Source organism: Serratia sp. CY40230, assembly GCF_052168835.1.
Lineage (GTDB): Bacteria > Pseudomonadota > Gammaproteobacteria > Enterobacterales > Enterobacteriaceae > Serratia > Serratia nematodiphila.
In genome coordinates this window covers 501,606-527,580 of sequence record NZ_JBJNLX010000004.1, presented here as the reverse complement: position 1 = coordinate 527,580, position 25,975 = coordinate 501,606, and the positions used below count along the sequence as shown (strand labels likewise).

19 protein-coding genes are annotated in these 25,975 nt (G+C 60.3%); 6 read left to right on the top strand and 13 right to left on the bottom strand.

Features of this window, described 5'->3' with window-relative positions:
• Positions 1–8: 8 nt before the first annotated feature.
• Together cysD and cysG are read right to left on the bottom strand one after the other, a co-directional pair.
• Positions 9–917, bottom strand: coding sequence for a sulfate adenylyltransferase subunit CysD (gene cysD / locus ACJ8IJ_RS17045; RefSeq protein WP_004932620.1), 909 nt, complete (start codon positions 915–917; stop codon positions 9–11).
• Between the two features lie 22 nt (positions 918–939).
• Complete coding sequence (gene cysG / locus ACJ8IJ_RS17040; protein ID WP_442518844.1) at positions 940–2,370, bottom strand: siroheme synthase CysG; 1,431 nt, start codon at positions 2,368–2,370, stop codon at positions 940–942.
• A gap of 261 nt (positions 2,371–2,631) precedes the next feature.
• Between cysG and ACJ8IJ_RS17035 the strand changes: the two genes are divergently transcribed.
• Positions 2,632–3,702, top strand: coding sequence for an aminopeptidase (locus ACJ8IJ_RS17035; protein ID WP_028127845.1), 1,071 nt, complete (start codon positions 2,632–2,634; stop codon positions 3,700–3,702).
• Between the two features lie 55 nt (positions 3,703–3,757).
• Here ACJ8IJ_RS17035 and ACJ8IJ_RS17030 read toward each other — a convergent pair whose 3' ends face one another.
• From ACJ8IJ_RS17030 to cysJ, 3 genes are all read right to left on the bottom strand, one after another.
• Positions 3,758–4,492 (bottom strand): phosphoadenylyl-sulfate reductase, encoded by a 735-nt coding sequence (locus tag ACJ8IJ_RS17030; RefSeq protein ID WP_015376681.1) that lies wholly within the window; start codon positions 4,490–4,492, stop codon positions 3,758–3,760.
• 61 nt (positions 4,493–4,553) lie between these two features.
• Positions 4,554–6,269, bottom strand: a complete 1,716-nt coding sequence (gene cysI, locus ACJ8IJ_RS17025) for an assimilatory sulfite reductase (NADPH) hemoprotein subunit (RefSeq protein ID WP_442518843.1) — start codon at positions 6,267–6,269, stop codon at positions 4,554–4,556.
• Positions 6,269–8,071 (bottom strand): NADPH-dependent assimilatory sulfite reductase flavoprotein subunit, encoded by a 1,803-nt coding sequence (gene cysJ, locus ACJ8IJ_RS17020; protein ID WP_015376679.1) that lies wholly within the window; start codon positions 8,069–8,071, stop codon positions 6,269–6,271. The genes cysI and cysJ overlap by 1 nt, the downstream gene beginning before the upstream one ends.
• Before the next feature lie 436 nt (positions 8,072–8,507).
• On the opposite strand from cysJ, the gene queD reads away from it, so the two are divergent.
• On the top strand, positions 8,508–8,867 hold the full coding sequence (gene queD, locus ACJ8IJ_RS17015) for a 6-carboxytetrahydropterin synthase QueD (protein ID WP_004932638.1): 360 nt from the start codon (positions 8,508–8,510) through the stop codon (positions 8,865–8,867).
• Positions 8,868–8,897: 30 nt separating this feature from the next.
• Here queD and queE read toward each other — a convergent pair whose 3' ends face one another.
• Positions 8,898–9,569, bottom strand: coding sequence for a 7-carboxy-7-deazaguanine synthase QueE (gene queE, locus ACJ8IJ_RS17010; protein ID WP_004932641.1), 672 nt, complete (start codon positions 9,567–9,569; stop codon positions 8,898–8,900).
• A gap of 323 nt (positions 9,570–9,892) precedes the next feature.
• Here queE and ACJ8IJ_RS17005 point away from each other — a divergent pair, with 323 nt between their 5' ends.
• From ACJ8IJ_RS17005 to ACJ8IJ_RS16990, 4 genes are all read left to right on the top strand, one after another.
• Positions 9,893–11,233, top strand: a complete 1,341-nt coding sequence (locus tag ACJ8IJ_RS17005; RefSeq protein ID WP_197806559.1) for an MFS transporter — start codon at positions 9,893–9,895, stop codon at positions 11,231–11,233.
• 375 nt (positions 11,234–11,608) lie between these two features.
• Positions 11,609–13,300, top strand: a complete 1,692-nt coding sequence (hutU, locus tag ACJ8IJ_RS17000; RefSeq protein ID WP_442518842.1) for a urocanate hydratase — start codon at positions 11,609–11,611, stop codon at positions 13,298–13,300.
• Complete coding sequence (hutH, locus tag ACJ8IJ_RS16995; protein ID WP_025301604.1) at positions 13,297–14,832, top strand: histidine ammonia-lyase; 1,536 nt, start codon at positions 13,297–13,299, stop codon at positions 14,830–14,832. The genes hutU and hutH overlap by 4 nt, the downstream gene beginning before the upstream one ends.
• Before the next feature lie 102 nt (positions 14,833–14,934).
• Positions 14,935–16,329, top strand: coding sequence for an amino acid permease (locus tag ACJ8IJ_RS16990; protein WP_015376675.1), 1,395 nt, complete (start codon positions 14,935–14,937; stop codon positions 16,327–16,329).
• Positions 16,330–16,366: 37 nt separating this feature from the next.
• Here ACJ8IJ_RS16990 and ACJ8IJ_RS16985 read toward each other — a convergent pair whose 3' ends face one another.
• The 7 genes from ACJ8IJ_RS16985 to relA all read right to left on the bottom strand — a co-directional run bounded on the left by ACJ8IJ_RS16985 (position 16,367) and on the right by relA (position 25,973).
• Positions 16,367–17,560 carry a methionine gamma-lyase gene (locus ACJ8IJ_RS16985; RefSeq protein WP_442518841.1) on the bottom strand — a complete coding sequence of 398 codons (1,194 nt, stop codon included), beginning with the start codon at positions 17,558–17,560 and terminating at the stop codon, positions 16,367–16,369.
• Between the two features lie 29 nt (positions 17,561–17,589).
• A complete protein-coding gene (locus tag ACJ8IJ_RS16980; protein WP_004932663.1) occupies positions 17,590–17,994 on the bottom strand; it encodes a hypothetical protein in 405 nt (134 codons plus the stop codon).
• Positions 17,991–19,181, bottom strand: coding sequence for an NAD(P)/FAD-dependent oxidoreductase (locus ACJ8IJ_RS16975; protein WP_049188045.1), 1,191 nt, complete (start codon positions 19,179–19,181; stop codon positions 17,991–17,993). Before ACJ8IJ_RS16975 ends, ACJ8IJ_RS16980 begins: the two co-directional genes overlap by 4 nt.
• Positions 19,182–19,478: 297 nt before the next feature.
• Positions 19,479–20,774 (bottom strand): phosphopyruvate hydratase, encoded by a 1,296-nt coding sequence (gene eno, locus ACJ8IJ_RS16970; protein WP_004932670.1) that lies wholly within the window; start codon positions 20,772–20,774, stop codon positions 19,479–19,481.
• 81 nt (positions 20,775–20,855) lie between these two features.
• Positions 20,856–22,493, bottom strand: a complete 1,638-nt coding sequence (gene pyrG / locus ACJ8IJ_RS16965) for a glutamine hydrolyzing CTP synthase (protein ID WP_004932674.1) — start codon at positions 22,491–22,493, stop codon at positions 20,856–20,858.
• A 351-nt stretch (positions 22,494–22,844) separates the two neighbouring features.
• Positions 22,845–23,639: a nucleoside triphosphate pyrophosphohydrolase gene (mazG, locus tag ACJ8IJ_RS16960; RefSeq protein ID WP_033631803.1), complete on the bottom strand. Its 795-nt coding sequence runs from the start codon at positions 23,637–23,639 to the stop codon at positions 22,845–22,847.
• A 102-nt stretch (positions 23,640–23,741) separates the two neighbouring features.
• Positions 23,742–25,973 carry a GTP diphosphokinase gene (relA, locus tag ACJ8IJ_RS16955; protein ID WP_442518840.1) on the bottom strand — a complete coding sequence of 744 codons (2,232 nt, stop codon included), beginning with the start codon at positions 25,971–25,973 and terminating at the stop codon, positions 23,742–23,744.
• Between the last annotated feature and the right edge of the window lie 2 nt (positions 25,974–25,975).

Genomic DNA, 25,975 nt, shown 5'->3' with positions numbered 1-25,975 from the left:
GCGGCTCCTTAGAAATACCCTTGACGCTTTTTCAGCTCCATCGAGCCGGACTGATCGCGATCGATCATCCGCCCCTGGCGTTCACTGGTGGTGGAGACCAGCATCTCTTCGATGATCTCCGGCAGGGTTTGCGCCTGCGAATCCACCGCGCCGGTCAGCGGCCAGCACCCCAGAGTGCGGAAACGCACCATGCGCTGGCTGATCACTTCGCCCGGCTGCAGATCGATGCGATCGTCGTCCACCATCATCAACATGCCGTCGCGCTCCACCACCGGGCGCGGTTTCGCCAGGTACAGCGGCACGATGTCGATCTTTTCCAGGAAGATGTACTGCCAGATATCCAGCTCGGTCCAGTTCGACAGCGGGAAGACACGGATGCTCTCCCCTTTGTTGATCTGGCCGTTGTAGTTGTGCCACAGCTCCGGCCGCTGATTTTTCGGATCCCAGCGGTGGAAGCGATCGCGGAACGAGTAGATGCGCTCTTTGGCGCGCGATTTCTCCTCGTCGCGCCGCGCACCGCCGAAGGCGGCGTCAAAACCGTACTTGTTCAACGCCTGTTTCAGGCCCTCGGTCTTCATGATGTCGGTATGCTTGGCGCTGCCGTGCACGAACGGGTTGATACCCATCGCCACCCCTTCCGGGTTTTTATGCACCAGCAGCTCAAAGCCGTACTCCTTCGCAGTGCGATCGCGGAATTCGTACATTTCACGGAACTTCCAGCCGGTATCGACGTGCAGCAGCGGGAACGGCAGCGTGCCGGGGAAGAACGCCTTGCGCGCCAAATGCAGCATCACGGAAGAGTCCTTGCCGATGGAATACAGCATTACCGGGTTGGCGAATTCAGCGGCGACTTCACGGATGATATGGATACTCTCCGCCTCCAATTGCCGCAAATGAGTGAGTCGTTTTTCGTCCATAACAGATCCTTAAAAGCCTTGCCTATGCCAAATTCACGACGGCCGGGCGCACGGCCCCTTCCGTCTGCGATTGATGCCCGAACCAGGCGATTTGGTGGTGCAGTTCCACCACTTCGCCGATCACCAGCAGCGCCGGCAACGGCGCCCGTTGGGCCAGATATTCCAGTTGTTCCAGCGTGCCGATCTGCACCTGCTGATCGGCGCGCGTGCCGCGGCTGATCACCGCCACCGGCGTCGCAGCGTCGCGGCCGTGGGCGATCAGGCGTTGGCTGATGTCCGCCGCCTTCATGGTGCCCATGTAGATAGCCAGCGTTTGCCGCGCCCGGGCCAGATCGGCCCAGTCCAGGCCATCGCCGTCCGGGCGGCAGTGGCCGGTGATAAAGGTCACGCTCTGCGCATGGTCGCGATGCGTCAGCGGAATGCCGGCGTAGGCGGTCGCCCCCGCGGCGGCCGTGACGCCCGGCACCACCTGGAACGGAATGCCGGCGGCGGCGGCCACCTGCAGCTCTTCGCCGCCGCGGCCAAAGATGAACGGATCGCCGCCCTTGAGGCGCACCACCCGTTTGCCCTGCTGCGCCAGCTCCACCAGCAGCCGGTTGGTCTCTTCCTGGATCACCGAGTGCGCGCCGGCGCGCTTGCCCACGCAGATGCGCTCGGCGTCGCGCCGCACCAGATCGAGGATCTCGCCACTGACCAGATGGTCATACAGCACCACGTCCGCCTGCTGCATCACCTGCAACCCGCGCAGGGTCAACAACCCCACGTCGCCCGGCCCGGCGCCTACCAGGGCGATCTCGCCCTGTACGCCTTCATCGCCTGCGGCGAAGCGGTGTAAATTCTGCTCCAGCTGCCGTTCCGCCTGCGCCGTCTGGCCGTTGGCCACCAGCGTGGCGAAACGGCCGCCGAAGGTTTTCTCCCAGAAACGGCGACGTTCGCCGATCGAAGCCAACCGCTGTTTGACCTGGCCGCGCCAGCGGCCCGCTACCTGCGCCATCTGCCCCAAACTGGCGGGCAATAACGCCTCCAGCTTTTCGCGCAGCAGTCGCGCCAGCACCGGCGCCTGGCCGCTGGACGATACGGCCACCACCAGCGGCGAGCGATCGATGATCGACGGGAAGATGAACGAGCAGCGCGGCTGATCGTCCACCACGTTGGCCAGCACCCGGCGTTTATCCGCCTCGGCGAACACCGCGGCGTTCAGCGCGTTGTCGTCCGTGGCGGCGATCGCCAGAAACACGTCGTCCAACTGCTGCGGATCAAAGGTTTTCCCCAGCCAGAGCACCCGCCCTTGCTGACGTTGTTGTTCCAGTTCCGGTGAGAGCGACTGCGCAACTATCCGTATTTCAGCCCCGGCGCGCTGAAGCAGATCGACTTTGCGCGCCGCCACGTCACCACCGCCAACGACCAGCACCGGGCGTTGTTTCAGGTCGGCGAATATTGGTAGATAGTCCACAACAGCCTTTTCATATAACAGAAAGATAGTGTGACTATACGGGCTGAGATTTAGCCTCTGAAATGACGAAAAGGAATGATTAGTTACTTTATGGAATATAGGCCGCAACGCAGGAGGCAAACGGTAATACTCACGGCGGCGGTTTGCGCGTTCGCGCGAAAATTAAGAGACAGGGAAATTGTGTAATGCCGCCCGGCGTCTCATACTGGGTGCCGAAGAAAAATGATCGGCAGCGCCGATAGCAAAGAAGGATTTTTCGGTATGTTTTCCCGTTTTTACCTGAAGACCAGCCTGCTGGCCCTCGCACTCGGCGGCGTCTTCAGCGTTTGTGCCGCACAGCCCGTAAAAGACGCGCCAATGGGCCGTTTCGCCGCCGAGCAGACCCGCCACATCGCCACTTACTTCCCCGGCCGCATGGCGGGGAGCCCGGCTGAATTGCTCACCGCCGACTATCTGAAGCAGCAATTCAGCAAGATGGGTTACCAAAGCGACATTCGCAGCGTCAATACGCGCTATCTCTACACCAGCAAAGACGGCAAGAAGAACTGGAACAACGTCACCGCCAGCTCGGTGATCGCCGCCCGCAACGGCGACAGCCCAAAACAGATCGTGGTCGTCGCCCACTTCGACACCTATACGCCGCAGAGCGACGAGGATCTGGATAACAACCTCGGCGGCTTGACGCTGCAGGGCGTCGACGACAACGCCTCCGGCATCGGTGTGATGCTGGAACTGGCGGAACGCCTGAAGAACATCCCCACTGCCTACGGCCTGCGCTTCGTCGCCACCAGCGCCGAAGAGATCGGTTCACTGGGGGCGCAGAACTACCTGCAACGCATGAGCGCGGAAGAGAAAAGCAACACCGTGCTGGTGATCAACCTCGACAGCCTGATCACCGGCGATCGTCTGTATTTCAACGCCGGGCGCAACACGCCGCCGCAAATGGCGAAGCGTTCCCGCGATCGCGCGCTGGATATCGCCCACCGCTACGGCATCGCCGCCGCCACCAATCCGGGCAGCGCGCAGCACCCGAAGGGCACCGGCTGCTGCTCCGATCAAGAGGTGTTCGACGCCGCGGGCATCCCGGTGCTGTCGGTGGAGGCCACCAACTGGTCGCTGGGCGACAAAGATGGCTACCAGCAGCGCGCCGTCAGCCCGCACTTCCCGCAGGGCATCACCTGGCACCGTCCGCAGTATGACAATCTGCAGTATCTGGATCGCTACCTGCCGGGGCGGATCGACAAACGCAGCCGCGACAGCGTGCAGATCCTGCTGCCGCTGATCAAAGAGCTGGCGCAGGCGCACCCGCCGAAAGCACAGAAGAAAAAGTAGCCCGCAAAAAAACAGGGCCCAGCATTGCTGAGCCCTGTCATGTCAATCACGCCGTTTAGCCTTCGTGCAGGCCACACTCGCGCTTCAGGCCGAAGAAACGCGTCTCTTCCTCGCTCATGCCCGGCTCCCACTTCTGGGTGGTGTGTGTATCGCCTACCGACAGGTAGCCCTGCTCCCACAGCGGGTGATAGCTCAGCCCGTGTTCGGTCAGATACTGGTAAATCTTGCGGTTGTCCCAGTCGATGATCGGCAGGATCTTGAACACCCCACGCTGCACCGCCAGGACCGGCAGATTGGCGCGGCTGCCGGACTGCTCGCGCCGCAGGCCGGCGAACCAGCTCTGCGCGCCCAGCGTCTCCAGCGCGCGGTTCATCGGCTCGACCTTGTTGATCTGGTTGTATTTTTCAATCCCTTCTACGCCCTGCTCCCACAGCTTGCCATAGCGCGCCTCTTGCCAGGCGGGAGACTGCTCCGCGCGGAACACCTGCAGATTCAGCTTCAGCTGGTCGGCCAGTTGATCGATAAAGCGATAGGTTTCCGGGAACAGATAACCGGTGTCGGTCAGGATCACCGGGATATCCGGCCGGATGCGCGTCACCAGGTGCAGGCATACCGCCGCCTGAATGCCGAAACTGGACGAGAGTACGAACTCGCCGGGCAGATGCTCCAGCGCCCATTCAACGCGCTGTTCGGCGCTGAGGGTCTCCAGTTGGCCGTTGACCACCGCCAATGCCAGCGCCTGCCCGGATTTGGGCAACGCGTTCAGCGCCGCCAGATCGAATTCAGCCATGTTGTCTCTCCTGATACTTGAAATTATCTGTGCGGCCCCTCTGCCCAGGGGCCGCCCGGCCTCACTCCCAGAAATCTCGCGCCGGATCCAGCACCGGTTTGACGACGCCCGCGCGAACGGTGAAGTCGCCGAAACCTTCGCCAGCGTTGCGCTCCTTCGCCCAGCGCCCCACCAGCAGGTCGATCTCGCTCAGGATCTCATCTTCGTTGATGTTCTCGCGGTACATGCGCGGAATGCGCGTGCCTTCGCGGTTGCCGCCCAAATGCAGGTTATAGCGGCCGACCGCCTTGCCCACCAGCCCCAGCTCCGCCAGCAGCGCGCGGCCACAGCCGTTCGGGCAGCCGGTGATGCGCAGCACGATATGCTCGTCGCCCACCCCGTGCCGATGCATAATCCCTTCCACCTTAGTGACAAACTGCGGCAGGAAACGCTCGGCCTCCGCCATCGCCAGCGGGCAGGTCGGGAACGACACGCAGGCCATCGAGTTTTTGCGTTGCTCGCTGATCTGGTCGTCGATCAGGCCATAATCGCGCGCCAGGGCTTCGATCTTCGCCTTTTCGCTTTCCGGCACGCCGGCGATGATCACGTTTTGGTTCGCCGTCAGACGGAAGTCGCCTTTATGGATCTTGGCGATCTCCGCCATGCCGGTCTTCAGCGGGCGCCCCGGATAGTCCAGCAGGCGGCCGTTCTCGATAAACAGCGTTAGATGCCACTGATTGTCAATGCCCTTCACCCAACCGATGCGATCGCCGCGGCCGGTGAATTCATACGGCCGGATCGGCGCGAAGGTGATGCCGGCGCGCTTTTCCACTTCGGCGCGGAAAACGTCCACGCCGACGCGCTCCAGCGTGTATTTGGTTTTGGCGTTCTTGCGATCGGTGCGGTTGCCCCAGTCGCGCTGCGTGGTCACCACCGCTTCCGCTACCGCCAGCGTATGTTCGAGCGGAATGTAGCCGAACTCGCTGGCCTGACGCGCGTAGGTTTTCTTGTTGCCGTGCTCAATGGACAGCCCGCCGCCCACCAGCAGGTTAAAGCCCACCAGCTTGCCGTTTTCGGCGATCGCCACGAAGTTCATGTCGTTGGCGTGCAGATCGACGTCATTTTGCGGCGGGATCACCACCGTGGTTTTAAATTTGCGCGGCAGGTAGGTCGGCCCCAGAATCGGCTCTTCGTCGGTGGTGGCCACCTTCTCCTGATCCAGCCACACCTCTGCGTAGGCGCGGGTGCGCGGCAGCAGGTGTTCGGAGATCTTCTTCGCCCACTCGTAGGCTTCCTGATGCAGCTCGGACTCCACCGGGTTGGAGGTGCACAGCACGTTGCGGTTCACGTCGTTGGCAGTCGCCAGCGCGTCCAGCCCCAGACGGTTCAGCAGTTGGTGCACCGGTTTGACGTTGCCTTTCAGAATGCCGTGAAACTGGAACGTCTGGCGGTTGGTGATACGAATGCTGCCGTACAGCGTGCTTTCCTGCGCGAACTTGTCGATGCCCAGCCACTGCTGCGGGCTGATGACGCCGCCCGGCAGGCGGCAGCGCAGCATCATGGCGTGACGCGGCTCCAGCTTCTGCTCGGCGCGTTCGGCGCGAATGTCGCGGTCATCCTGCTGGTACATGCCGTGAAAACGGATCAGCAGGAAGTTGTCGCCGTTGAAGCCGCCGGTCAGGCCGTCGTTCAAATCTTCGGCGATGGTGCCGCGCAAGAAGTTGCTCTCCTTCTTCATGCGCTCCGCATCGGCCAGTTTGCCTTCGACTACCAAAGGCCCGGGGTGTTTATCACTCATCAGTAAACATCTCGCTGATAACGGCGCTCAAGGCGCAGCTCACTTAAAAATTCATCCGCCTGCTCGGTATCCATGCCACCGTGCTCGGCCACCAGTTCCAGTAATGTGTTTTCCACGTCTTTTGCCATGCGATTGGCATCGCCGCAGACGTAAATGTGCGCGCCTTCCTGAATCCAGCGCCACACTTCCGCGCCCTGTTCGCGCAGTTTGTCTTGTACGTATATTTTATGTTGCTGGTCGCGGGACCAGGCCAGATCGATGCGGGTCAGCAGGCCGTCTTTCACATAGCGCTGCCATTCGACCTGATACAGGAAATCTTCGGTAAAGTGCGGGTTGCCGAAGAACAGCCAGTTTTTGCCGCCGGCGCCGTCGGCGTCGCGCTGCTGCATAAAGGCGCGGAACGGCGCGATGCCGGTGCCCGGACCGATCATGATCACCGGCGTTTCCGGGTTGGCCGGCAGGCGGAAGTTATCGTTGTGTTCGATAAACACCCGCACGTCGCCGTCTTCCTCCAGACGATCCGCCAGGAAGCCGGAGGCGCCGCCGCTGCGGGCGCGCCCGTCGATGTCGTAACGCACCACGCCCACGGTGATGTGCACTTCGCTTTCGTTCTCCGCCTGCGAAGAGGCGATGGAGTACAGGCGCGGCGTCAGCGGGCGCAGCAGGCCGACCAGCTGTTCGGCGCTCAGATCCGCCGGCGCCTGGCGCACCATGTCGACGATCGGCGTGTTGTGCGCGTACTGCTGCAGCGCGGCTTTATCCGCCAGCAGGCCGATCAGCGTTTCATCGCGCGACAGGGCGGCGTATTTATCGACGATCGGCGTGGTGTTCTGCGTCAGCTCGAAATGGCTGCGCAGCGCCTGCGCCAGCGGCAGGGTTTGCCCTTCCACCTCGACCGGCTCGTCGCCTTTCAGCCACAACAGCTGCACCAGTTCGTCCACCAGCGCCGGATCGTTGTCGAACCATACGCCGAGCGCATCGCCCGGCTGATAGCGCAGGCCGGAGTCGCCCAGATCGATCTCGATATGGCGCACGTCTTTATCCGACGCGCGGCCGGTAATTTTCTGCTTGACCGCCAGTTGGGCGGTGAGCGGCTGTTCCTTGCTGTACGGGCTGCTGTCGATCAGATCGACCGCGCCGCTGGCCAACACGCCCGGCGCGGCGCTTTCCGCCGGCGCGCGCGCCTTCAGCACCGACACCACCTGTTTGCGCCAGGCGGCGGCCAGTTCCTGGTACTCCACGTCGGCGTCCACACGCTCCACCAGGCGCTCGGCGCCCAGCTCGGCCAGCTTGCCGTCGAAATCCTTACCAGACTGGCAGAAATTCTCATAAGAGGTGTCGCCCAGCCCGAACACCGCAAAAGCGGTATCATTCAGCTTCGGCGCCTTTTTCGAGAACAGGAATTTATGCAGCGCCACCGCTTCTTCCGCCGGCTCGCCTTCCCCTTGCGTGGAGGCGACGATCACCAGCAGGCGCTCTTGAGCTATCTGCTTGAACTTGTAGTCGCCGGCGCTGATCAGCGTGGCGCTCAGATTGGCGGCCAGCAGATCGTCGCGCAGCTGCTCCGCCAGGCGGCGCGCATTGCCGGTCTGCGAAGCAGAAATGATGGTGATGCCGGCGGCAGCCGCAGGGGCAACAGGCGCAATGGCCACGGCTCCGGGCTGTTGATTGACCATGCCCCAAAAATAACCGGACAGCCACGCCAGCTGCGTCGGCGAATAGTCGCCGATCGTCGCCTGCAAGCGCGCCAGCTGTTCGGGCGTCAGCGGGAGCAAAGATGTTGGAGGAGCCTGAGTCGTCATTGCTGTACTTATTTCCTATACTTAGCGCCTTTCCTGCCAGGCGCGCGCCAGTGTCAGTCGCTGTCTCTTCGCTGCGTCGGGTGTGCGGAAAAGATCAGGAGAGTTTGTAAGGTTACCGAGCAGAATAGCAACGATTAAATAAGGGATAGCAATAAATCATAACCAAAATGACTAAGCTGTTTTTCTGGTAAGGGATAACGCTTAAACCGTTAAACAAAGTTTTTTATCCAGATGAAATTAAAGCGCTTTTTTTCATCGTTTTTTCACCGTTCAACATTTCGACTCATAACCCCAGCCGATAGGTGCCGCAAACACCAAACAAAAAAAGTGTTAAACGGGCGCGTTGGCCGTGGCGGTAGACCATAACGGTATAAATGGCAAGCAGACGCGCTTTCCGGTACTATGCGGCGGTTTTTGAGTCAATGAGGCCGTAATAATGGCAACCACGCTGTTTAAAGATTTTCAGTTTGAAGCCGCACACCGCTTGCCGCACGTGCCGGAGGGCCATAAATGCGGCCGTCTGCATGGGCATTCGTTTATGGTGCGTCTGGAAGTGACCGGTGAAGTGGATCCCCACACCGGTTGGGTGATGGATTTCGCCGAGCTCAAGGCTGTGTTTTCCCCGATCTGGGAACGGCTGGATCACCATTATCTGAACGATATTCCAGGATTGGAAAATCCCACCAGCGAAGTGCTCGCCGCCTGGATTTGGCAGCAGCTCAAGCCCCAGCTGCCGGAATTGACGGCGGTGATGGTGAAAGAGACCTGTACGGCGGGATGCGTATATAAAGGTTAAAAGAAAGGGCGCCGCAATGGCGCCCTGATTTTAGGCGATGTTCAGATACTTGTGGGTCTGCATCGACAGCCGCCAATTGCGCGCGATACAGGTTTCAATACACAGACGGGTCGCCTCTTCTTTCTGGCTGATCGGCTGCAGTGCGATAATGCGCGCCTTGTCATCCTGCAACGTCGCCAGCAGCGCATCCAGCGCCTCGATGTCGCGCTCGCGCGCCACCGGATGCTTCACCTCGTCGGCGCGCCGCAGCGCCTGATCCAACACCTTCATGCCACCGCGCATATTCACCTTGGGCGAAACCGTCACCCAGGTGTTGGCGGAACAGCGAATTTCGTGGGTGCCGCTGGTTTCAATCTGGCAACGGTAGCCGTGCTGTTCGAACAGCTCGGTCAGCGGCGCCAGATCGTAGATGCAGGGTTCACCGCCGGTGATCACCACATGACGCGCGGTGTAGCCTTGCTGACGCATCACCGCCAGCAACTGCTCGGCGCTGGCATTGCCCCAGGCGTCGCTCTCTTCTGTTTTGACCAGGATCCGTTGCAGGTCGACTTCCCGATGGGCTTCCTTTTCCCAGGTATGTTTGGTGTCGCACCAGCTGCACCCTACCGGGCAGCCCTGCAGGCGGATGAAAATGGCCGGCACGCCGGTGAAAAAGCCTTCGCCCTGCAAGGTTTGGAACATCTCGTTGATCGGGTACTGCATCGGTTTCTCAATCTGGAAAAGTAAAAAGCGATTATCGCAGATTCCGGCCCGGCGACCAAACGGCCAAAAGTGTATTAAATTTTTTCCTCGGCGCCGCCGTCAGCATATCTCACCGCCAATGGCGTTCATTTAATTTGTTAACCGGCCTTAGGCCTTTCATCCGCGGTGCAAGCTGCTCCACAAAAAACAACACGCAGTTAACAAATAAGATAATTATATTTGACATAAAGCGCCGACGCGCAGATGTATATACAAGCAAACACAAGCCGGGCGACAGTTCCGGCCACGTTCCATCACGACTACATCTGCGTTTAGAGGGTGCCATGACTCATTCCACCAGCGAGTTAAACATTCAACAGGCCATCGACGACAGCAAGTTTTCGCTGTTTCACTGGACACTGATCATTCTCGGATTCCTGATCCTCGCCATCGACGGTTTCGATACCGCCGCCATGGGCTATATCGCCCCCTCGGTCGCCAAAGACTGGGGCATCATGAAGCAAGATCTGGGGCCGGTGCTGAGCGCCGCGCTGCTGGGGCTGTCGCTCGGCGCGCTGATAGCCGGACCAATCTCCGACCGCATCGGCCGCAAGCGCGTGCTGGTGTTTTCCTGCCTGTTCTTCGGCCTGTCGAGCCTGGCCACCGCCTACGCCGGCTCGCTCAATAGCCTGACGTTGTGGCGTTTCCTCACCGGCCTCGGGCTGGGAGCGGCGATGCCCAACGCTATCACTCTGATCTCCGAATACGCGCCGCAGCGCTGCCGTTCGCTGGCGATCAATACCATGTATTGCGGCTTTCCGCTGGGCGCGGCCGGCGGCGGCGCCATTTCATCGTGGCTGATCCCGAGCTACGGCTGGCACAGCGTGCTGTTGCTCGGCGCCATTGCGCCGCTGGCGTTGACGGTGTTGCTGATCCTGCTGTTGCCGGAATCGGTCAAATATATGGTCAACCGCGGGCAGGATGCGGCGAAGATCAAACGCATTGCGCAACGCTTCGTCAGCCAGAGCCTCGACGGCGTGACGCGTTTCTACCTGTATGAAGAGAAGCTGACGCAGGCCAAGACCAGCGTAGGGCTGCTGTTCAGTCGCCCTTACCTGCTCGGCACGCTGATGCTGTGGGTGACCTACTTCATGGGGCTGGTGATCTACTACGTGTTGCTGAGCTGGATGCCGATCCTGATGCAGGGCTTGGGCTATCAGCTGGAACAGTCGGCGATGCTCACCTCGCTGTTCACCTTCGGCGGCACGCTGGGCATCCTGGTGGCCGGCTGGCTGATGGACCGCTGGAATGCGCACAAAGTGGTCTCGAGCGGCTTTGTCGTCACCGCCCTGCTGATCGTGGCGATGGCCACCGAAGACAAGCAGATCGTGCTGCTGGGCGCCTTCATCTTCCTGATGGGCGTCACCATGAACGGCGCGCAGTCCGGGCTGCAAACGCTGGCGGCCACCTTCTACCCGACCCACAGCCGCGCCACCGGCATCGCCTGGATGCAGGGCATCGGCCGCTTCGGCGGCGTCGCCGGCACCATGATGGGCGCCCAACTGCTGGCGATGCAGTGGGAAGTGCAGAGCATCCTGATGTTCCTGTGCGTACCGGCTCTGATCGCCGCCATCGCCACGGTGTGCAAGATGAGCCGCAAGCCGATGCTGCAACCGGCTGCCTGAGCCTGGCAAGCCCGCCCACGGCGGGCTTTCTTCCTGCGGTGATAGGGCTTGTTTATCCTCCGCCGCCAACTGTAATCAGTCTGTAAAAATATTGTGACTAGCCGCCCAAAAATGAGTCAATTTTAATTCATTTTTGCCGAACAGCTCACTTTTCTCCGGCTTTCCGTATCTGAGACCGGCGATAAAAAATCGCATATCAACCTGATATAAAAAGAAAATAACTTTTTCTTATGCCACTTTTCAGCGGCAACTGGTCAGTGTTGCATATGCTTGTACATACAAGTATATGTTAATAAGCCCTACGCATTGTTATGCCGTGGTACTCATCCCCACCGCGGCATGGAATCTGCACCGATACTGTTTGAGGAAAATGCTGTGACTACAAATAACAAAGTTCGCAATGTCGATGTACGCGCGCCACGCGGCACACAATTAAACGCAAAAAGCTGGCTGACCGAAGCGCCGTTACGCATGCTGATGAACAACCTCGATCCTGAAGTTGCGGAGAACCCACACGAGCTGGTGGTGTACGGCGGCATCGGCCGCGCCGCGCGCGACTGGGATTGTTACGACAAGATCGTCGAAACCCTGAAAACGCTGGAAGAAGACGAAACCCTGCTGGTGCAGTCCGGCAAGCCGGTCGGCGTATTCAAAACCCACAGCAACGCGCCGCGCGTGCTGATCGCCAACTCCAACCTGGTGCCGCACTGGGCGACCTGGGAACACTTCAACGAGCTGGACGCCAAAGGCCTGGCGATGTACGGCCAGATGACCGCCGGCAGCTGGATCTACATCGGCAGCCAGGGCATCGTTCAGGGCACCTATGAGACCTTCGTCGAAGCGGGCCGCCAGCACTACGACGGCAGTCTGCAGGGGCGTTGGGTGCTGACCGCCGGTCTGGGCGGCATGGGCGGCGCGCAGCCGCTGGCCGCCACGCTGGCGGGCGCCTGCTCGCTGAACATCGAATGCCAGCAGAGCCGCATCGATTTCCGTCTGAAAACCCGCTACGTCGATGAGCAGGCCAAAGATCTGGACGACGCGCTGGCCCGCATCAAGAAATACACCGCAGAAGGCAAAGCCATCTCCATCGCTCTGTGCGGCAACGCGGCGGAAATCCTGCCTGAGCTGGTGCGCCGCGGCGTGCGCCCGGACATGGTCACCGACCAGACCAGCGCCCACGACCCGCTGAACGGCTACCTGCCGAAGGGCTGGAGCTGGGAAGAGTATCGCCAGCGCGCGCAAACCGAGCCGGCCAAAGTGGTCGCCGCCGCCAAGCAATCGATGGCCGATCACGTCACAGCCATGCTGGCGTTCCAGCAGATGGGCGTGCCGACCTTCGACTACGGCAACAACATTCGCCAGATGGCGAAAGAAACCGGCGTCGACAACGCCTTCGACTTCCCGGGCTTTGTGCCGGCCTACATCCGTCCGCTGTTCTGCCGCGGCATCGGGCCGTTCCGCTGGGCGGCCCTGTCCGGCGATCCGCAGGACATCTACAAAACCGACGCCATGGTGAAAGAGCTGATCCCGGATGACGAACACCTGCACCGCTGGCTGGACATGGCGCGCGAGCGCATCAGCTTCCAGGGCCTGCCGGCGCGCATCTGCTGGGTTGGCCTCGGCCAGCGCGCCAAGCTGGGCCTGGCGTTCAACGAGATGGTGCGCCGCGGCGAACTGTCCGCGCCGATCGTCATCGGCCGCGACCACCTGGATTCCGGCTCCGTTTCCAGCCCGAACCGTGAAACCGAAGCGATGAAAGACGGCTCAGATGCGGTCTCCGACTGGCCGCTGCTGAACGCCCTGCTGAACACCGCCAGCGGCGCCACCTGGGTTTCCCTGCACCACGGCGGCGGCGTCGGCATGGGCTTCTCCCAACACTCCGGCATGGTGATCGTCTGCGACGGCACCGACGAAGCCGCCGAGCGCATCGCCCGCGTGCTGCACAATGACCCGGCTACCGGGGTCATGCGTCACGCCGACGCCGGCTACGATATCGCTATCGACTGCGCCCGCGAGCAAGGCCTGAACCTGCCGATGGTTGCCGCCACCCAAGGAGAAAAAGCATGAAAGCGCTGACTATTCGCCCAGGCAAACTGACGCTGGCCCAGCTACGCGACGTCTATCAACATCCGGTGACGCTGACGCTGGACGACAACGCCTACGGCCCTATCCAGCAGAGCGTGGCCTGCGTAGAGCGCATCGTTGAAGAAAACCGCACCACATACGGCATCAACACCGGATTTGGCCTGCTGGCTTCGACGCGCATCGCCCGCGACGATTTGGAAAATCTGCAGCGCTCGATCGTGCTGTCACACGCCGCCGGCGTGGGCGAGCCGACCGACGACAATCTGGTGCGCCTGATCATGGTGCTGAAGATCAACAGCCTGTCGCGCGGCTTCTCCGGCATTCGCCTGGAAGTTATCCAGGCGCTGATCGCGCTGGTCAACGCCGAAGTCTATCCGCATATTCCGCTGAAAGGCTCCGTCGGCGCCTCCGGCGACCTGGCGCCGCTGGCACACATGAGCCTGGTGCTGCTGGGCGAAGGCCAGGCGCGCCATCAGGGCCAATGGCTGCCGGCGACCGAAGCGCTGGCCAAAGCCGGCCTGAAACCGCTGACGCTGGCGGCGAAAGAGGGCCTGGCGCTGTTGAACGGCACCCAGGTCTCCGCCGCCTTCGCGCTGCGCGGCCTGTTCGATGCCGAAGATCTGTTCGCGGCCGCCACCGTGGCGGGCAGCCTGACGGTGGAAGCGGCGCTGGGCTCTCGCAGCCCGTTTGACGCGCGTATCCACGAGGTGCGCGGCCAGCGCGGCCAGATCGACGCCGCCCTCGCCTATCGTCACCTGCTCGGCGCGCGCAGCGAAGTCTCCGACTCGCACCGAAACTGTGAAAAAGTGCAGGATCCTTACTCCCTGCGCTGCCAGCCGCAGGTGATGGGCGCCTGCCTGACGCAGATCCGTCAGGCCGCCGAGGTGCTGGAGATCGAAGCCAACGCCGTCTCCGATAACCCGTTGGTGTTCGCCGAACAGGGCGACGTGCTGTCCGGCGGCAACTTCCACGCCGAACCGGTGGCGATGGCCGCCGATAACCTGGCGCTGGCATTCGCCGAAATCGGTTCGCTGTCCGAGCGCCGCATCTCGCTGATGATGGACAAACACATGTCGCAGCTGCCACCGTTCCTGGTGGAGAACGGCGGCGTGAACTCCGGCTTCATGATCGCTCAGGTCACCGCCGCAGCGCTGGCCAGCGAAAACAAAGCGCTGGCGCATCCATCAAGCGTCGACAGCATTCCGACCTCCGCCAACCAGGAGGACCACGTCTCCATGGCGCCGGCCGCCGGCCGCCGCCTGTGGAGCATGGCGGACAACGTGCGCGGCATTCTGGCGGTCGAGTGGCTGGCCGCCTGCCAGGGCCTGGATTTCCGCAACGGCCTGAAGACCTCGGAAGGTCTGGAGCAGGCGCGCCGTCTGCTGCGCGAGCATGTCAGTTTCTACGACAAGGATCGTTTCTTCGCCCCCGACATTGAAGCCGCCAGCCAACTCTTGGCGGCCGGTCACCTGACATCGCTGCTGCCTGCGGCGCTGCTGCCTAGCCAGGCATAATCATCACATACTGAATCACGCAGTTTGTTCTGCCCCGCCGGGTGCGTTCCACCCGGCGCGGGCAGCGCGTGCCTGTTCGGCAAACACTTAACGGGAAGCAACATGCGTAACGAAACGACACAACTCAGACGCGGACTAAACGCGCGGCATATCCGTTTCATGGCTCTCGGCTCGGCGATCGGCACCGGCCTGTTCTACGGCTCCGCCGGCGCCATCCAGCTGGCCGGCCCGGCGGTGCTACTGGCCTACCTGGTGGGCGGCGCGGCGGTATTCATGGTGATGCGCGCGCTGGGCGAAATGGCGGTGCACCAGCCGGTTTCCGGCTCGTTCGGCCACTACGCCAGCCACTATCTCGGCCCGCTGGCCGGGTTCCTTACCGGCTGGACCTACACCTTTGAAATGGTGATCGTCGCCCTGGCGGACGTCACTGCCTTCGGCATCTATATGGGGCTGTGGTTCCCGGACGTCGCCCAGTGGGTTTGGGTGCTCAGCATCATCCTGTTTATCGGCGCGCTCAACCTGTGCAGCGTCAAGGTGTTCGGCGAGCTGGAGTTTTGGCTGTCGCTGGTCAAGGTCGCCGCCATCGTGGCGATGATCGTCGGCGGCGCGGCGGTAATGCTGTTCGGTTTCGGGCAAGCCCAGCACGCCACCGGCATCAGCAACCTGTGGCAGCACGGCGGCTTTATGCCTAACGGCATCGGCGGAGTGGTCGCGTCATTAGCGGTAGTGATGTTCGCCTTCGGAGGCATCGAGATCATCGGCATCACCGCCAGCGAGGCGAAAGACCCCGCCAAAGTGCTGCCGAAGGCGATCAACGCCGTGCCGGTGCGCATCCTGCTGTTTTACGTGCTGACGCTGACGGTGCTGATGGCGATCTATCCGTGGAACAGCATCGGCCAGAACGGCAGCCCGTTCGTTGAGATCTTCAGCAACCTCGGCATCAGCTCCGCCGCCAACGTGCTGAACGTGGTGGTGATCACCGCGGCCATTTCGGCCATCAACAGCGACATCTTCGGCGCCGGCCGCATGATGTACGGCATGGCGCAGGACGGCCAGGCGCCGCGCAGCTTCACCAAACTGACCGCCAGCGGCGTGCCCTGGATGACGGTGCTGGTGATGTCGGTCGCCCTGCTGCTGGCGGTGGTGCTCAACTACCTGATCCCGGAGAAGGTCTTCATGATCATCGCCTCGATCGCTACCTTCGCCACCGTCTGGGTGTGGCTGATGATCCTGCTGTCGCAGATCGTCATGCGCCGCACGCTGTCGCCGGAAGAAACCCGTCAGTTGAGCTTCCCGGTGCCGTGGTGGCCGGTGGCGCCGGCATTGGCGACCGCCTTTATGGCGTTCGTCATCGGCCTGCTCGGCTACTTCGAAGAGAGCCGCATCGCGCTGTATGTCGGGCTGGTGTGGATCGCGTTCCTCACCGCAGCTTACTGGCTGTGGGTGCGCAAAAAAGGCGGCGGTTCGCCGGTGACCACAGCGACGCAACAGATGTAACGCTCGCTTCGGCTAAAACCCGCTGCGGCGGGTTTTTTTATTGCGCCTGCGCCAGCGCTTGCAGGATATCCGCCTGCAGATCGTCAAACGCCTCCAGCCCGGCGGACAGCCGCACCAGCCCCTCGCTGATGTGGTGCCGTTTCCGCTCTTCCGGCGTGTAGGCCGAGTGCGTCATGCTGGCCGGATGTTGCGCCAGGCTTTCGCAATCGCCCAGGCTGACCGCGCGCAAGATGAGCTGCAGCGAGTTGAGGAAGCGAATGCCCGCACGCAGGCCACCCCGCAGCTCAAACGCCAGCATGCCACCGGGGCGCGCCATTTGCCACTGCGCCAACGCATGCTGCGGGAAGTTCGCCAGGCCGGGGTAATATACCCGCTCGACCGCCGGATGCTCCGCCAACATCTCCGCCAGGCGCTGCGCGTTATCGCAATGACGATCCATGCGCAGCGGCAGGGTTTTCATCCCGCGCAGCACCAGCGCGGCATCCTGCGCCGACAGTACCGCCCCATTCATGTCCTTTAGCCCCTCCAGACGGATCGCCTCGGCCAACGCCTGACGCGTCACCGCTATTCCGGCCAGGAGATCGCCGTGTCCGCCGAGGTACTTGGTCGCCGAGTGCACCACGATATCGGCGCCTAACGCCAAAGGCCGCTGCAGATAGGGCGTGCAATAGGTGTTGTCCACCAGCAACAGCGCCTGATGCCGATGGGCGATCTCCGCCACGGCGGCGATATCGATCAAACGCATATTGGGATTGGCCGGCGTTTCGCAATACACCAGGCGGGTACGCGGCCCCATGGCCGCCGCCAGCCGCTCCGGCCGGGTCAGATCAACGTGGGTTATCTTGACGCCAAAGCGCGCCAGACCATGATGAAAGTAGCTGAAGGTGCAACCATACACGGTTTCGTCGACAATCAGCTCATCACCCGGTCTGAGCAGCGTCCAACAACACGCGGTGATCGCCCCCATGCCGGAAGCGAACGCCACCGCCGCCTCCCCCTCCTCAAGGTTGGCGATGCGTTGCTCGAGCAGGTTTAACGTCGGGTTGGCGATGCGCGAGTAAAAGTACCCCGGCTCGGTGCCGGCAAAGCAGGCGCCGCCGTATTCCGCCGTGGGAAAAGCAAACGTAGAGCTCATAAACACCGGTGGGGACAGTGCCCCCCAATACAACTGAGGATCGTAGCCGTAATGAATGGCGCGGGTGGCGAAAGCGTGGCCAGTGATGGCGGACATAACGCAACTCCTTACCTGAGTGGGAAAGCTTAATTCGTTGATTCATCCGAAATGGCCGGCGGCAACGCGCTGTCTCGCGTGCGCCGGCCGATGATTTGTAAAGTACGCAGCAGCAACGTTAACCCCAGCAAGGTATCCGGCTGCTTCAGCAAGGCGTACAGCGCGCGAAAACTGGCCGGTGGTGGATTCAACTGCAGCTCGCTGTGCGCCATCTGCAGCGCCGTTCCACCTTCCCAGCCGAGGGTCACCAAACCTTCAAAGACGCCGGCTAATTTCTCCACCAGCGCGTTGTCGGCAATATCCACCACGTCCGACAACAGCGACAACAGATCGACCACGTTATCCAACCGGCCACCCGCCAGTAGCGGCTGCAGTTTATCGAGCAATGCCGCCAATGATTGCAGGTCAGCCGCATGCACCGTGCTTTCCGTCATATCAGCCCCCTTACCGTGGCCCAGTAAAGGCCACGGTTAAACCCATTGCGCAGCATGCCGCCCACCTTGGTGGCGGGCGTCGGCAGCACGTCGTGACGGTAGTCGTACACCAGCGGCATGCCGGCATTCAGCCCCATTTGCGCAACCGCCTGCACCTTGCCGTCATAATGGCTCACAGTTTGGCCCAGCCGCATTTCCGCCACGATGTTGTCGGCAATGACCGGCGCCTGATTATGGCAAGAGCCGCCGGCCTTGCTGACCGGCAAATCCACGGTATCACCTATGACATACACGCCCTGCTGGCCGTAGACCTGCAGCGTTTGATGATCGGTCGGCAGCCAGCCTTCACCGTTTTGACTCTCGCTCAACCCGGTATTGCGCACCGCCTCGACTGCGCGAATCGGCGGCGTTGCCATCAGAATGTCGAACGGTTGCTCTTCCCCCTCAGCGGAATAGGCGATGTTACGTTGGGGGTCTACCCGGCTGAGGGTAAACCCACGCTGGTGGAGAATGTCACGTGCGGCAAAAATGGCGGGCAGCGCTTCGCCGGTCGGGCGCTGTAAAAACAGGCAGTTACGCAAGAGTTGAGAAATGGTCGGATAGGTGTACACAATCTCCACCGCCTTGCGCACGCCGCGCCGCCGCAGGTAGTCATCCAGCATCAGGGTGGTTTCGATCGGGGCGATGCCGCACTGGTGGGGCACGTTGGGCGTTTCAGGGAAGGACACGGTGATGAAAATGCGGCCTTTCTCGATCGTCGCCAATTTATGCGCTAACCGCCTGGCGGCCTGATACTGGTAAAAATGATCGCCCGCCTGCGCCAATCCTTCGATGCGCTCTGGCCAGGGTACGCAGCCGGTGGCGAAAACCAGAAAATCATAGGAATAAAATTTACCGCTTTGCGTCGCTATACTTCGCTGTTTTAAATCGAAAGATTCTGCTTTATCAATAATAAACTGTATTTCGGGCCGCAATAAACTCCGCTGTGAGCGCGTGAGCTCTTGCTTGAAAAAAGTATTGAATGCCACATACATAAACGCCGGTTTGTAATAATGCAGCGGTGAATCCGATATCATTAATAACTCGACTTTATTATTAATAATTTCCCGGTGCAATTTTGCGGCCAATAAATTGGCCAGGATGGTGCCGCCGGTTCCGCCGCCGACAATGATGATTCGTTGTCGCATCAAGCCCTCGCTCAACCGGCCAGCAAGCCGGCAGTATTAAGGTATGGTGATGTTCAAGGTCTACGGCAGAACGGCGAAAATAAACTGCCTTATTGGCAGTCTAGTAACGAATAGTTATAAAGCAAATAAAATGGGAATATAAAATAAGCGTGTTTACTATCTTTAATGAAATTATCGGGTTAAACAAAACCACGCTTTCAATAAAAAACTTATTATTAAAATGACAATCATCACGAATTTAAAACATAAAAAAACCCGCCGCGGCGGGTTTTTATTTAGCAACCGAATCGGTCGAACTTACTGGCCTTTAACTTCTTTCAGGCCGTTGAACGGCGCACGGTCACCCAGCGCTTCTTCGATACGGATCAGTTGGTTGTACTTGGCAACGCGGTCAGAACGGCTCATGGAACCGGTTTTGATCTGGCCAGCCGCAGTCCCTACCGCCAGGTCAGCGATGGTCGCGTCTTCGGTTTCACCGGAACGGTGAGAGATCACCGCAGTGTAACCGGCGTCTTTCGCCATCTTGATAGCTGCCAGGGTTTCGGTCAGAGAACCGATCTGGTTGAACTTGATCAGGATGGAGTTAGCGATGCCTTTCTCGATGCCTTCTTTCAGGATCTTGGTGTTGGTCACGAACAGATCGTCGCCAACCAGCTGGATTTTGTCGCCCAGTACTTTGGTCTGGTAAGCGAAGCCCGCCCAGTCGGATTCATCCAGGCCGTCTTCGATAGACACGATTGGGTACTGTTTGGTCAGCTCTTCCAGGAAGTGAGTGAACTCTTCGGAAGTGAAGGCTTTGTTACCTTCGCCGGCCAGCACGTATTTACCGTCTTTGTAGAATTCGGAAGCCGCGCAGTCCATCGCCAGAGTGACGTCTTTGCCCAGCTCGTAGCCCGCCGCTTTTACCGCTTCAGCGATAACCGCCAGCGCTTCGGCGTTGGAACCCAGGTTTGGCGCATAGCCGCCTTCGTCGCCCACGGCGGTGTTCATGCCTTTGGCTTTCAGAACTTTAGCCAGGTGGTGGAACACTTCAGAACCGATGCGCACCGCTTCTTTCAGGGTCTTCGCGCCAACCGGCTGAATCATGAATTCCTGAATGTCGACGTTGTTGTCAGCGTGCTCGCCGCCGTTGATGATGTTCATCATCGGCAGTGGCATGGAGAATTTGCCTGGGGTGCCGTTCAGTTCAGCGATGTGCTCGTACAGCGGCATACCTTTAGAGGCTGCGGCCGCTTTCGCTGCTGCCAGGGAAACCGCCAGAATGGCGTTGGCGCCGAAGTTGGATTTGTTTTCGGTGCCGTCCAGCTCGATCATGATCTTGTCGATGTTCGCCTGGTCTTTGGCATCTTTACCCAGTACTGCCTGAGCAATCGGACCGTTTACTGCAGCAACGGCTTTCAGTACGCCTTTACCCAGGAAACGAGACTTGTCACCGTCACGCAGTTCCAGCGCTTCGCGGGAACCGGTAGAAGCACCTGACGGCGCAGCAGCCAGGCCGACGAAACCGCCTTCCAGATGAACTTCGGCTTCAACAGTCGGGTTACCGCGGGAGTCGATGATTTCACGACCGATGACTTTAACGATTTTGGACATTAGGTTTTCCTCAGTACAAGTTAAACTAAAACTCCAGACAAACAGCGCGCGGTTCTCACCGCGCGCCGCCTACCAAATATGTTATTTCACCTGGCGCTTCTGATGCTCGCCTGCGGCTTTCACGAAGCCGGCGAACAGCGGATGCCCATCACGCGGCGTAGACGTAAATTCCGGGTGGAACTGACAGGCTACAAACCACGGGTGATTCGGCAGTTCAATGATCTCAACCAGCTTGTTGTCGGCGGAACGACCGGCGACACGCAGCCCTGCGGCTTCGATCTGCTTCAACAGCATGTTGTTAACTTCGTAACGGTGACGGTGACGCTCGACAATGGTCGGTTCGCCGTACAGCTGACGCACCAGGCTGTTGTCACTCAGGTTGCACTGTTGGCCACCTACGCGCATCGTGCCGCCCAAATCGCTTTCTTCACTGCGCACTTCGACGTTGCCGTCTTCGTCGCGCCATTCGGTGATCAACGCCACCACCGGGTACTTACAGTCTGGCATAAACTCGGTGGAGTTGGCGTTCTCCATCCCCGCCACGTTGCGAGCGAACTCCATCAACGCCACCTGCATGCCCAGGCAAATGCCCAGGTAAGGAATGTTGTTCTCGCGCGCATAGCGTGCGGTCATCACTTTGCCTTCCACGCCGCGATAGCCAAAGCCGCCCGGGATCAGGATCGCGTCCAGCCCTTTCAGCACTTCCACGCCGCGGGTTTCCACGTCCTGCGAGTCGATCAGCTTGATGTTCACGGTCAGACGGTTTTTCAGCCCGCCGTGCTTCAGCGCTTCAATCACCGACTTGTAGGCGTCCGGCAGCTCAACGTATTTGCCGACCATACCGATGGTCACTTCGCCGCCCGGATTGGCTTCTTCGTAGATCACCTGTTCCCATTCGGCCAGGTTGGCTTCCGGCGCGTTCAGGCTGAATCGTTTACAAATATAATCGTCCAGCCCCTGAGATTTCAATAGGCCTGGGATTTTATAAATAGAATCAACGTCTTTCAGAGAGATAACCGCTTTTTCCGGCACGTTGCAGAAAAGCGCGATTTTAGCGCGTTCGTTAGCAGGAACCGCGCGATCGGAGCGGCAAATCAGCACATCAGGCTGAATACCGATGGAAAGCAGCTCTTTTACGGAATGCTGGGTCGGCTTGGTTTTCACTTCGCCGGCCGCCGCCATGTACGGCACCAGCGTCAGGTGCATGTACAGCGTGTGCTCGCGGCCCACTTCCACCGCCATCTGACGGATGGCTTCGAGGAACGGCAGCGATTCGATATCGCCGACGGTGCCGCCGATTTCCACCAGCACCACATCGTGGCCTTCGCCGCCTTCGATGATGCGCTCTTTGATCGCGTTGGTGATGTGCGGAATGACCTGCACGGTCGCGCCCAAATAGTCGCCGCGGCGTTCTTTACGCAGCACGTCGGAGTAGATGCGGCCGGTGGTGAAGTTGTTGCGACGCGACATTTTGGTGCGAATGAAGCGCTCGTAGTGACCCAAATCCAGATCGGTTTCTGCGCCGTCTTCGGTGACGAAAACTTCCCCATGCTGAATCGGGCTCATGGTGCCCGGATCCACGTTGATGTACGGGTCCAGTTTCATGATGGTAACGTTGAGGCCACGGGCTTCAAGAATAGCCGCCAGAGAGGCTGCGGCAATGCCTTTACCCAGAGAGGATACGACCCCGCCGGTCACAAAAATATAATTAGTTGTCATGCTGAACCTGAGAGTTTAGGTTTAAAGACGATGGAAGAACCAGGACGGGAAAGTAGTATACCCGAACCTCTCCTGACCTACAAACGATCGTTTTGCTGTCCATCATCTCGGCCGCCCTCCCGTGTTCATCAGGGTTTACTCCGCCGGCGCCCCGTAAACCCTCCAGGAAATACAAAGAGTTAGCGGAGAAAATTTCTTTTTACCGCCCCTCAGGAGCGATAAAACGCCTTAGATTTCAGTTTGTTGGCCTTTTGCTGCCGACGGCAGCCATGCGCCTGTGACCTGACTGCAAGCTTAACCGTTTCAGCTTTCGTGAACCTTGTCGGCGATCAACATTGTCGTCGCAGCGATTCAACTTTCCTGGCGTTTCACCTGCTGCCAGGCGTCTTCCATCTGCTCCAGCGTGGCGTCTTCAAGCCGCAGCCCGCGTTGCTGGACGATCGCTTCCACCTGGCGGAAGCGGCGCTCGAACTTGCGGTTCGCCGCCTGCAGCGCGTTCTCCGCCTTGTGCCCCAGATGGCGCGACAGATTCACCGTGGCGAACAGCAGATCGCCGATCTCCTCTTCCAGCTTGCTCTCATCGACCACCGCCTGGCGGGCTTCGTGCATCACTTCATCGATCTCTTCGTACACTTTGTCCAGCACCGGCCCCAGGGTGTTCCAGTCGAAGCCGACCGAGGCGCAGCGTTTTTGAATTTTGTGCGCCTTCATCAGCGCCGGCAACGCCTGCGGAATGTCGTCCAGCACCGAGTGCAGCGCTTTTTCGGCGCGCTCGCCGGCCTTGAGCTGCTCCCAGCGCGCGGCCACGGCTTCGCTGTCCCCACCCTCGGCGTCACCGAAAATGTGCGGGTGACGGCGCTCCAGCTTATCGCTGATGGCGGTACACACCTCATCAAAATCGAACAGCCCCTGTTCCTGCCCCATCTGGGCGTAGAACACCACCTGGAACAGCAAGTCGCCCAGTTCGTCGCGCAGATCGGCATAGTCCTGCCGCTCGATGGCGTCCAGCACTTCGTAAGTCTCTTCCAGCGTGTAGGGCGCGATGGTGGCGAAAGTTTGCTTGCGGTCCCACGAGCAACCGACCTGCGGATCGCGCAGCGTTTTCATGATGTTCAGCAGGCGCTGCAGCGGAGTGGATTGGGTCATAAAAAATCTCTGAGAAAGAATGGGGGCGCATGGGAGCGCCCACCGAATGCATGGATCTCGGGCCGTATCGATAGCGCATACGGCCCGAAAGGCGATGTGGGCTTAGTTGCCGTGCAGACGCTTGGCGTCTATCACGTCCGGCAGCTGGTTCAGCTTCGCCAGCACCCGGCTCAGCACCTGCTGGTTGTAGATTTCGATATCCATGTCGATGGTGGCCAACTGTTTCTTGGTGTCGCTGCGGCTGGCAACCCCCAGCACGTTGACCTTTTCGTTGGCCAAAATGGTGGTAATGTCGCGCAGCAACCCGCTGCGATCGTTGGCCATCACGCGCACCACCAGCGAATAACCGCTGGAGTAGCTTTCACCCCATACCGCATCGACGATGCGCTCCGGCGCGTGCGATTGCAAATCGACCAGCTGATCGCAGTCCGCACGGTGGATCGAGATGCCGCGCCCCTGGGTGATAAAACCGACGATGTCGTCGCCAGGGATCGGCTGGCAGCAGCGGGCAATGTGGTGCATCAGGTTGCCCACGCCCTCCACCACCACTCGGCCGTTGTCCTTGTTGCGGGCCGGCGGCGGCGCTTTCTGCTGCACCAGTTGGCGCAGCGCCTCGCGATCCTGCTCTTCGGCGCTCGGCTTGTTGAACTTGCCCTGCAGGTAATTCACCATCTGGTTCAGGCGAATGTCCCCGCCGCCGATCGCCGCCAACACCTCGTCCAGCGAGTTCATGTTGTAGCGCGGGATCAGCAGCTTTTCGGCCTCTTTCAGGCTGATGCCGAGGTGTTCCAGTTCGTTGTCCAGCATCTGGCGGCCGGCGAGAATGTTCTTGTCGCGATCCTGCTTGCGGAACCAGTTGTGGATCTTCGAGCGCCCGCGGCTGGTGGTGACATACCCCAGGTTTGGGTTCAGCCAGTCGCGGCTCGGGTTCGGCTGTTTCTGGGTGATGATCTCAATCTGATCGCCCATCTTCAGCTGATAGGTAAACGGCACGATGCGGCCGCCGATCTTGGCGCCGATACAGCGGTGACCGACGTCGCTGTGAATGTGGTAGGCGAAATCGAGTGGCGTGGAGCCGGCCGGCAGATCCACCACGTCGCCTTTCGGGGTAAATACATAGACCCGATCGTCGAACACCTGGCTGCGCACTTCGTCGAGCATCTCGCCGGAGTCCGCCATTTCTTCCTGCCAGGCGATCAGCTTGCGCAGCCAGGCGATGCGTTCTTCGTAGCCGGAGCGCACGGTCACGCCTGCGCCCTCTTTGTACTTCCAGTGCGCGGCCACGCCCAGTTCGGCGTCTTCATGCATTTGGCGCGTGCGGATCTGAATCTCTACGGTTTTGCCGCGCGGCCCCAGCACCACGGTGTGGATCGACTGGTAGCCGTTCGGTTTCGGGTTAGCGACGTAGTCGTCGAACTCATCCGGCAAATGGCGGAAGTGGGTATGCACGATGCCCAACGCCGCGTAGCAATCCTGCAGGCGCTCCGCCACGATGCGCACCGCACGCACGTCGAACAGTTCGTCGAACGCCAGGTGTTTTTTCTGCATCTTGCGCCAGATGCTGTAGATGTGTTTCGGCCGGCCGTAGATCTCCACCCGAATGCCTTCGTTGGCCATCTCGGCGCGCAGCCCGGCGACGAAATCGTCGATGAACTGTTCGCGATCGATGCGGCGCTCATGCAACAGCTTGGCGATGCGCTTATATTCTTCCGGATGCAGGTAGCGGAAGCAGAAATCCTCCAGCTCCCACTTCAGCTGGCCGATGCCGAGCCGGTTGGCCAGCGGGGCGTAGATGTTGGAACACTCTTTCGCCGCCAGCACGCGTTCGTCTTCCGGCGCGTCTTTCACCTCACGCAGGTGGGCGATGCGCTCCGCCAGCTTGATGACCACGCAGCGGAAATCCTCCACCATCGCCAACAGCATGCGGCGCACGTTGTCGACCTGTTCGGAGGCCATCGAGTCGTTTTGGGTGGCTTTCAGTTGGCGAATGGCGTCCATGTCACGCACGCCGTGCACCAGCGCGACGATGCCCTTGCCGAACGCTTCGGTCAGGATCTCTTCCTGCACGATGCCGGCGTCCACCAGCGGGAACAGCAGCGCGGCGCGCATGCTGTCATTGTCCATGCTCAGCGTCGAGAGAATTTCCACCATCTCCAGGCCGCGCCACAGCAGCAGCGAGGCGTCAGGATGGTTTTGGGTCTGCTGCTCACAATAACGCCAGGTTGCGGCCAATCGCTCACATGACTGCGGGTTAGGTAGCCCCAAGCCGGCGATCCACTCATCGAGAGCGAACTCACCCGCCGTATTCAGATGTGCACTTCTTACCGCAACCATAA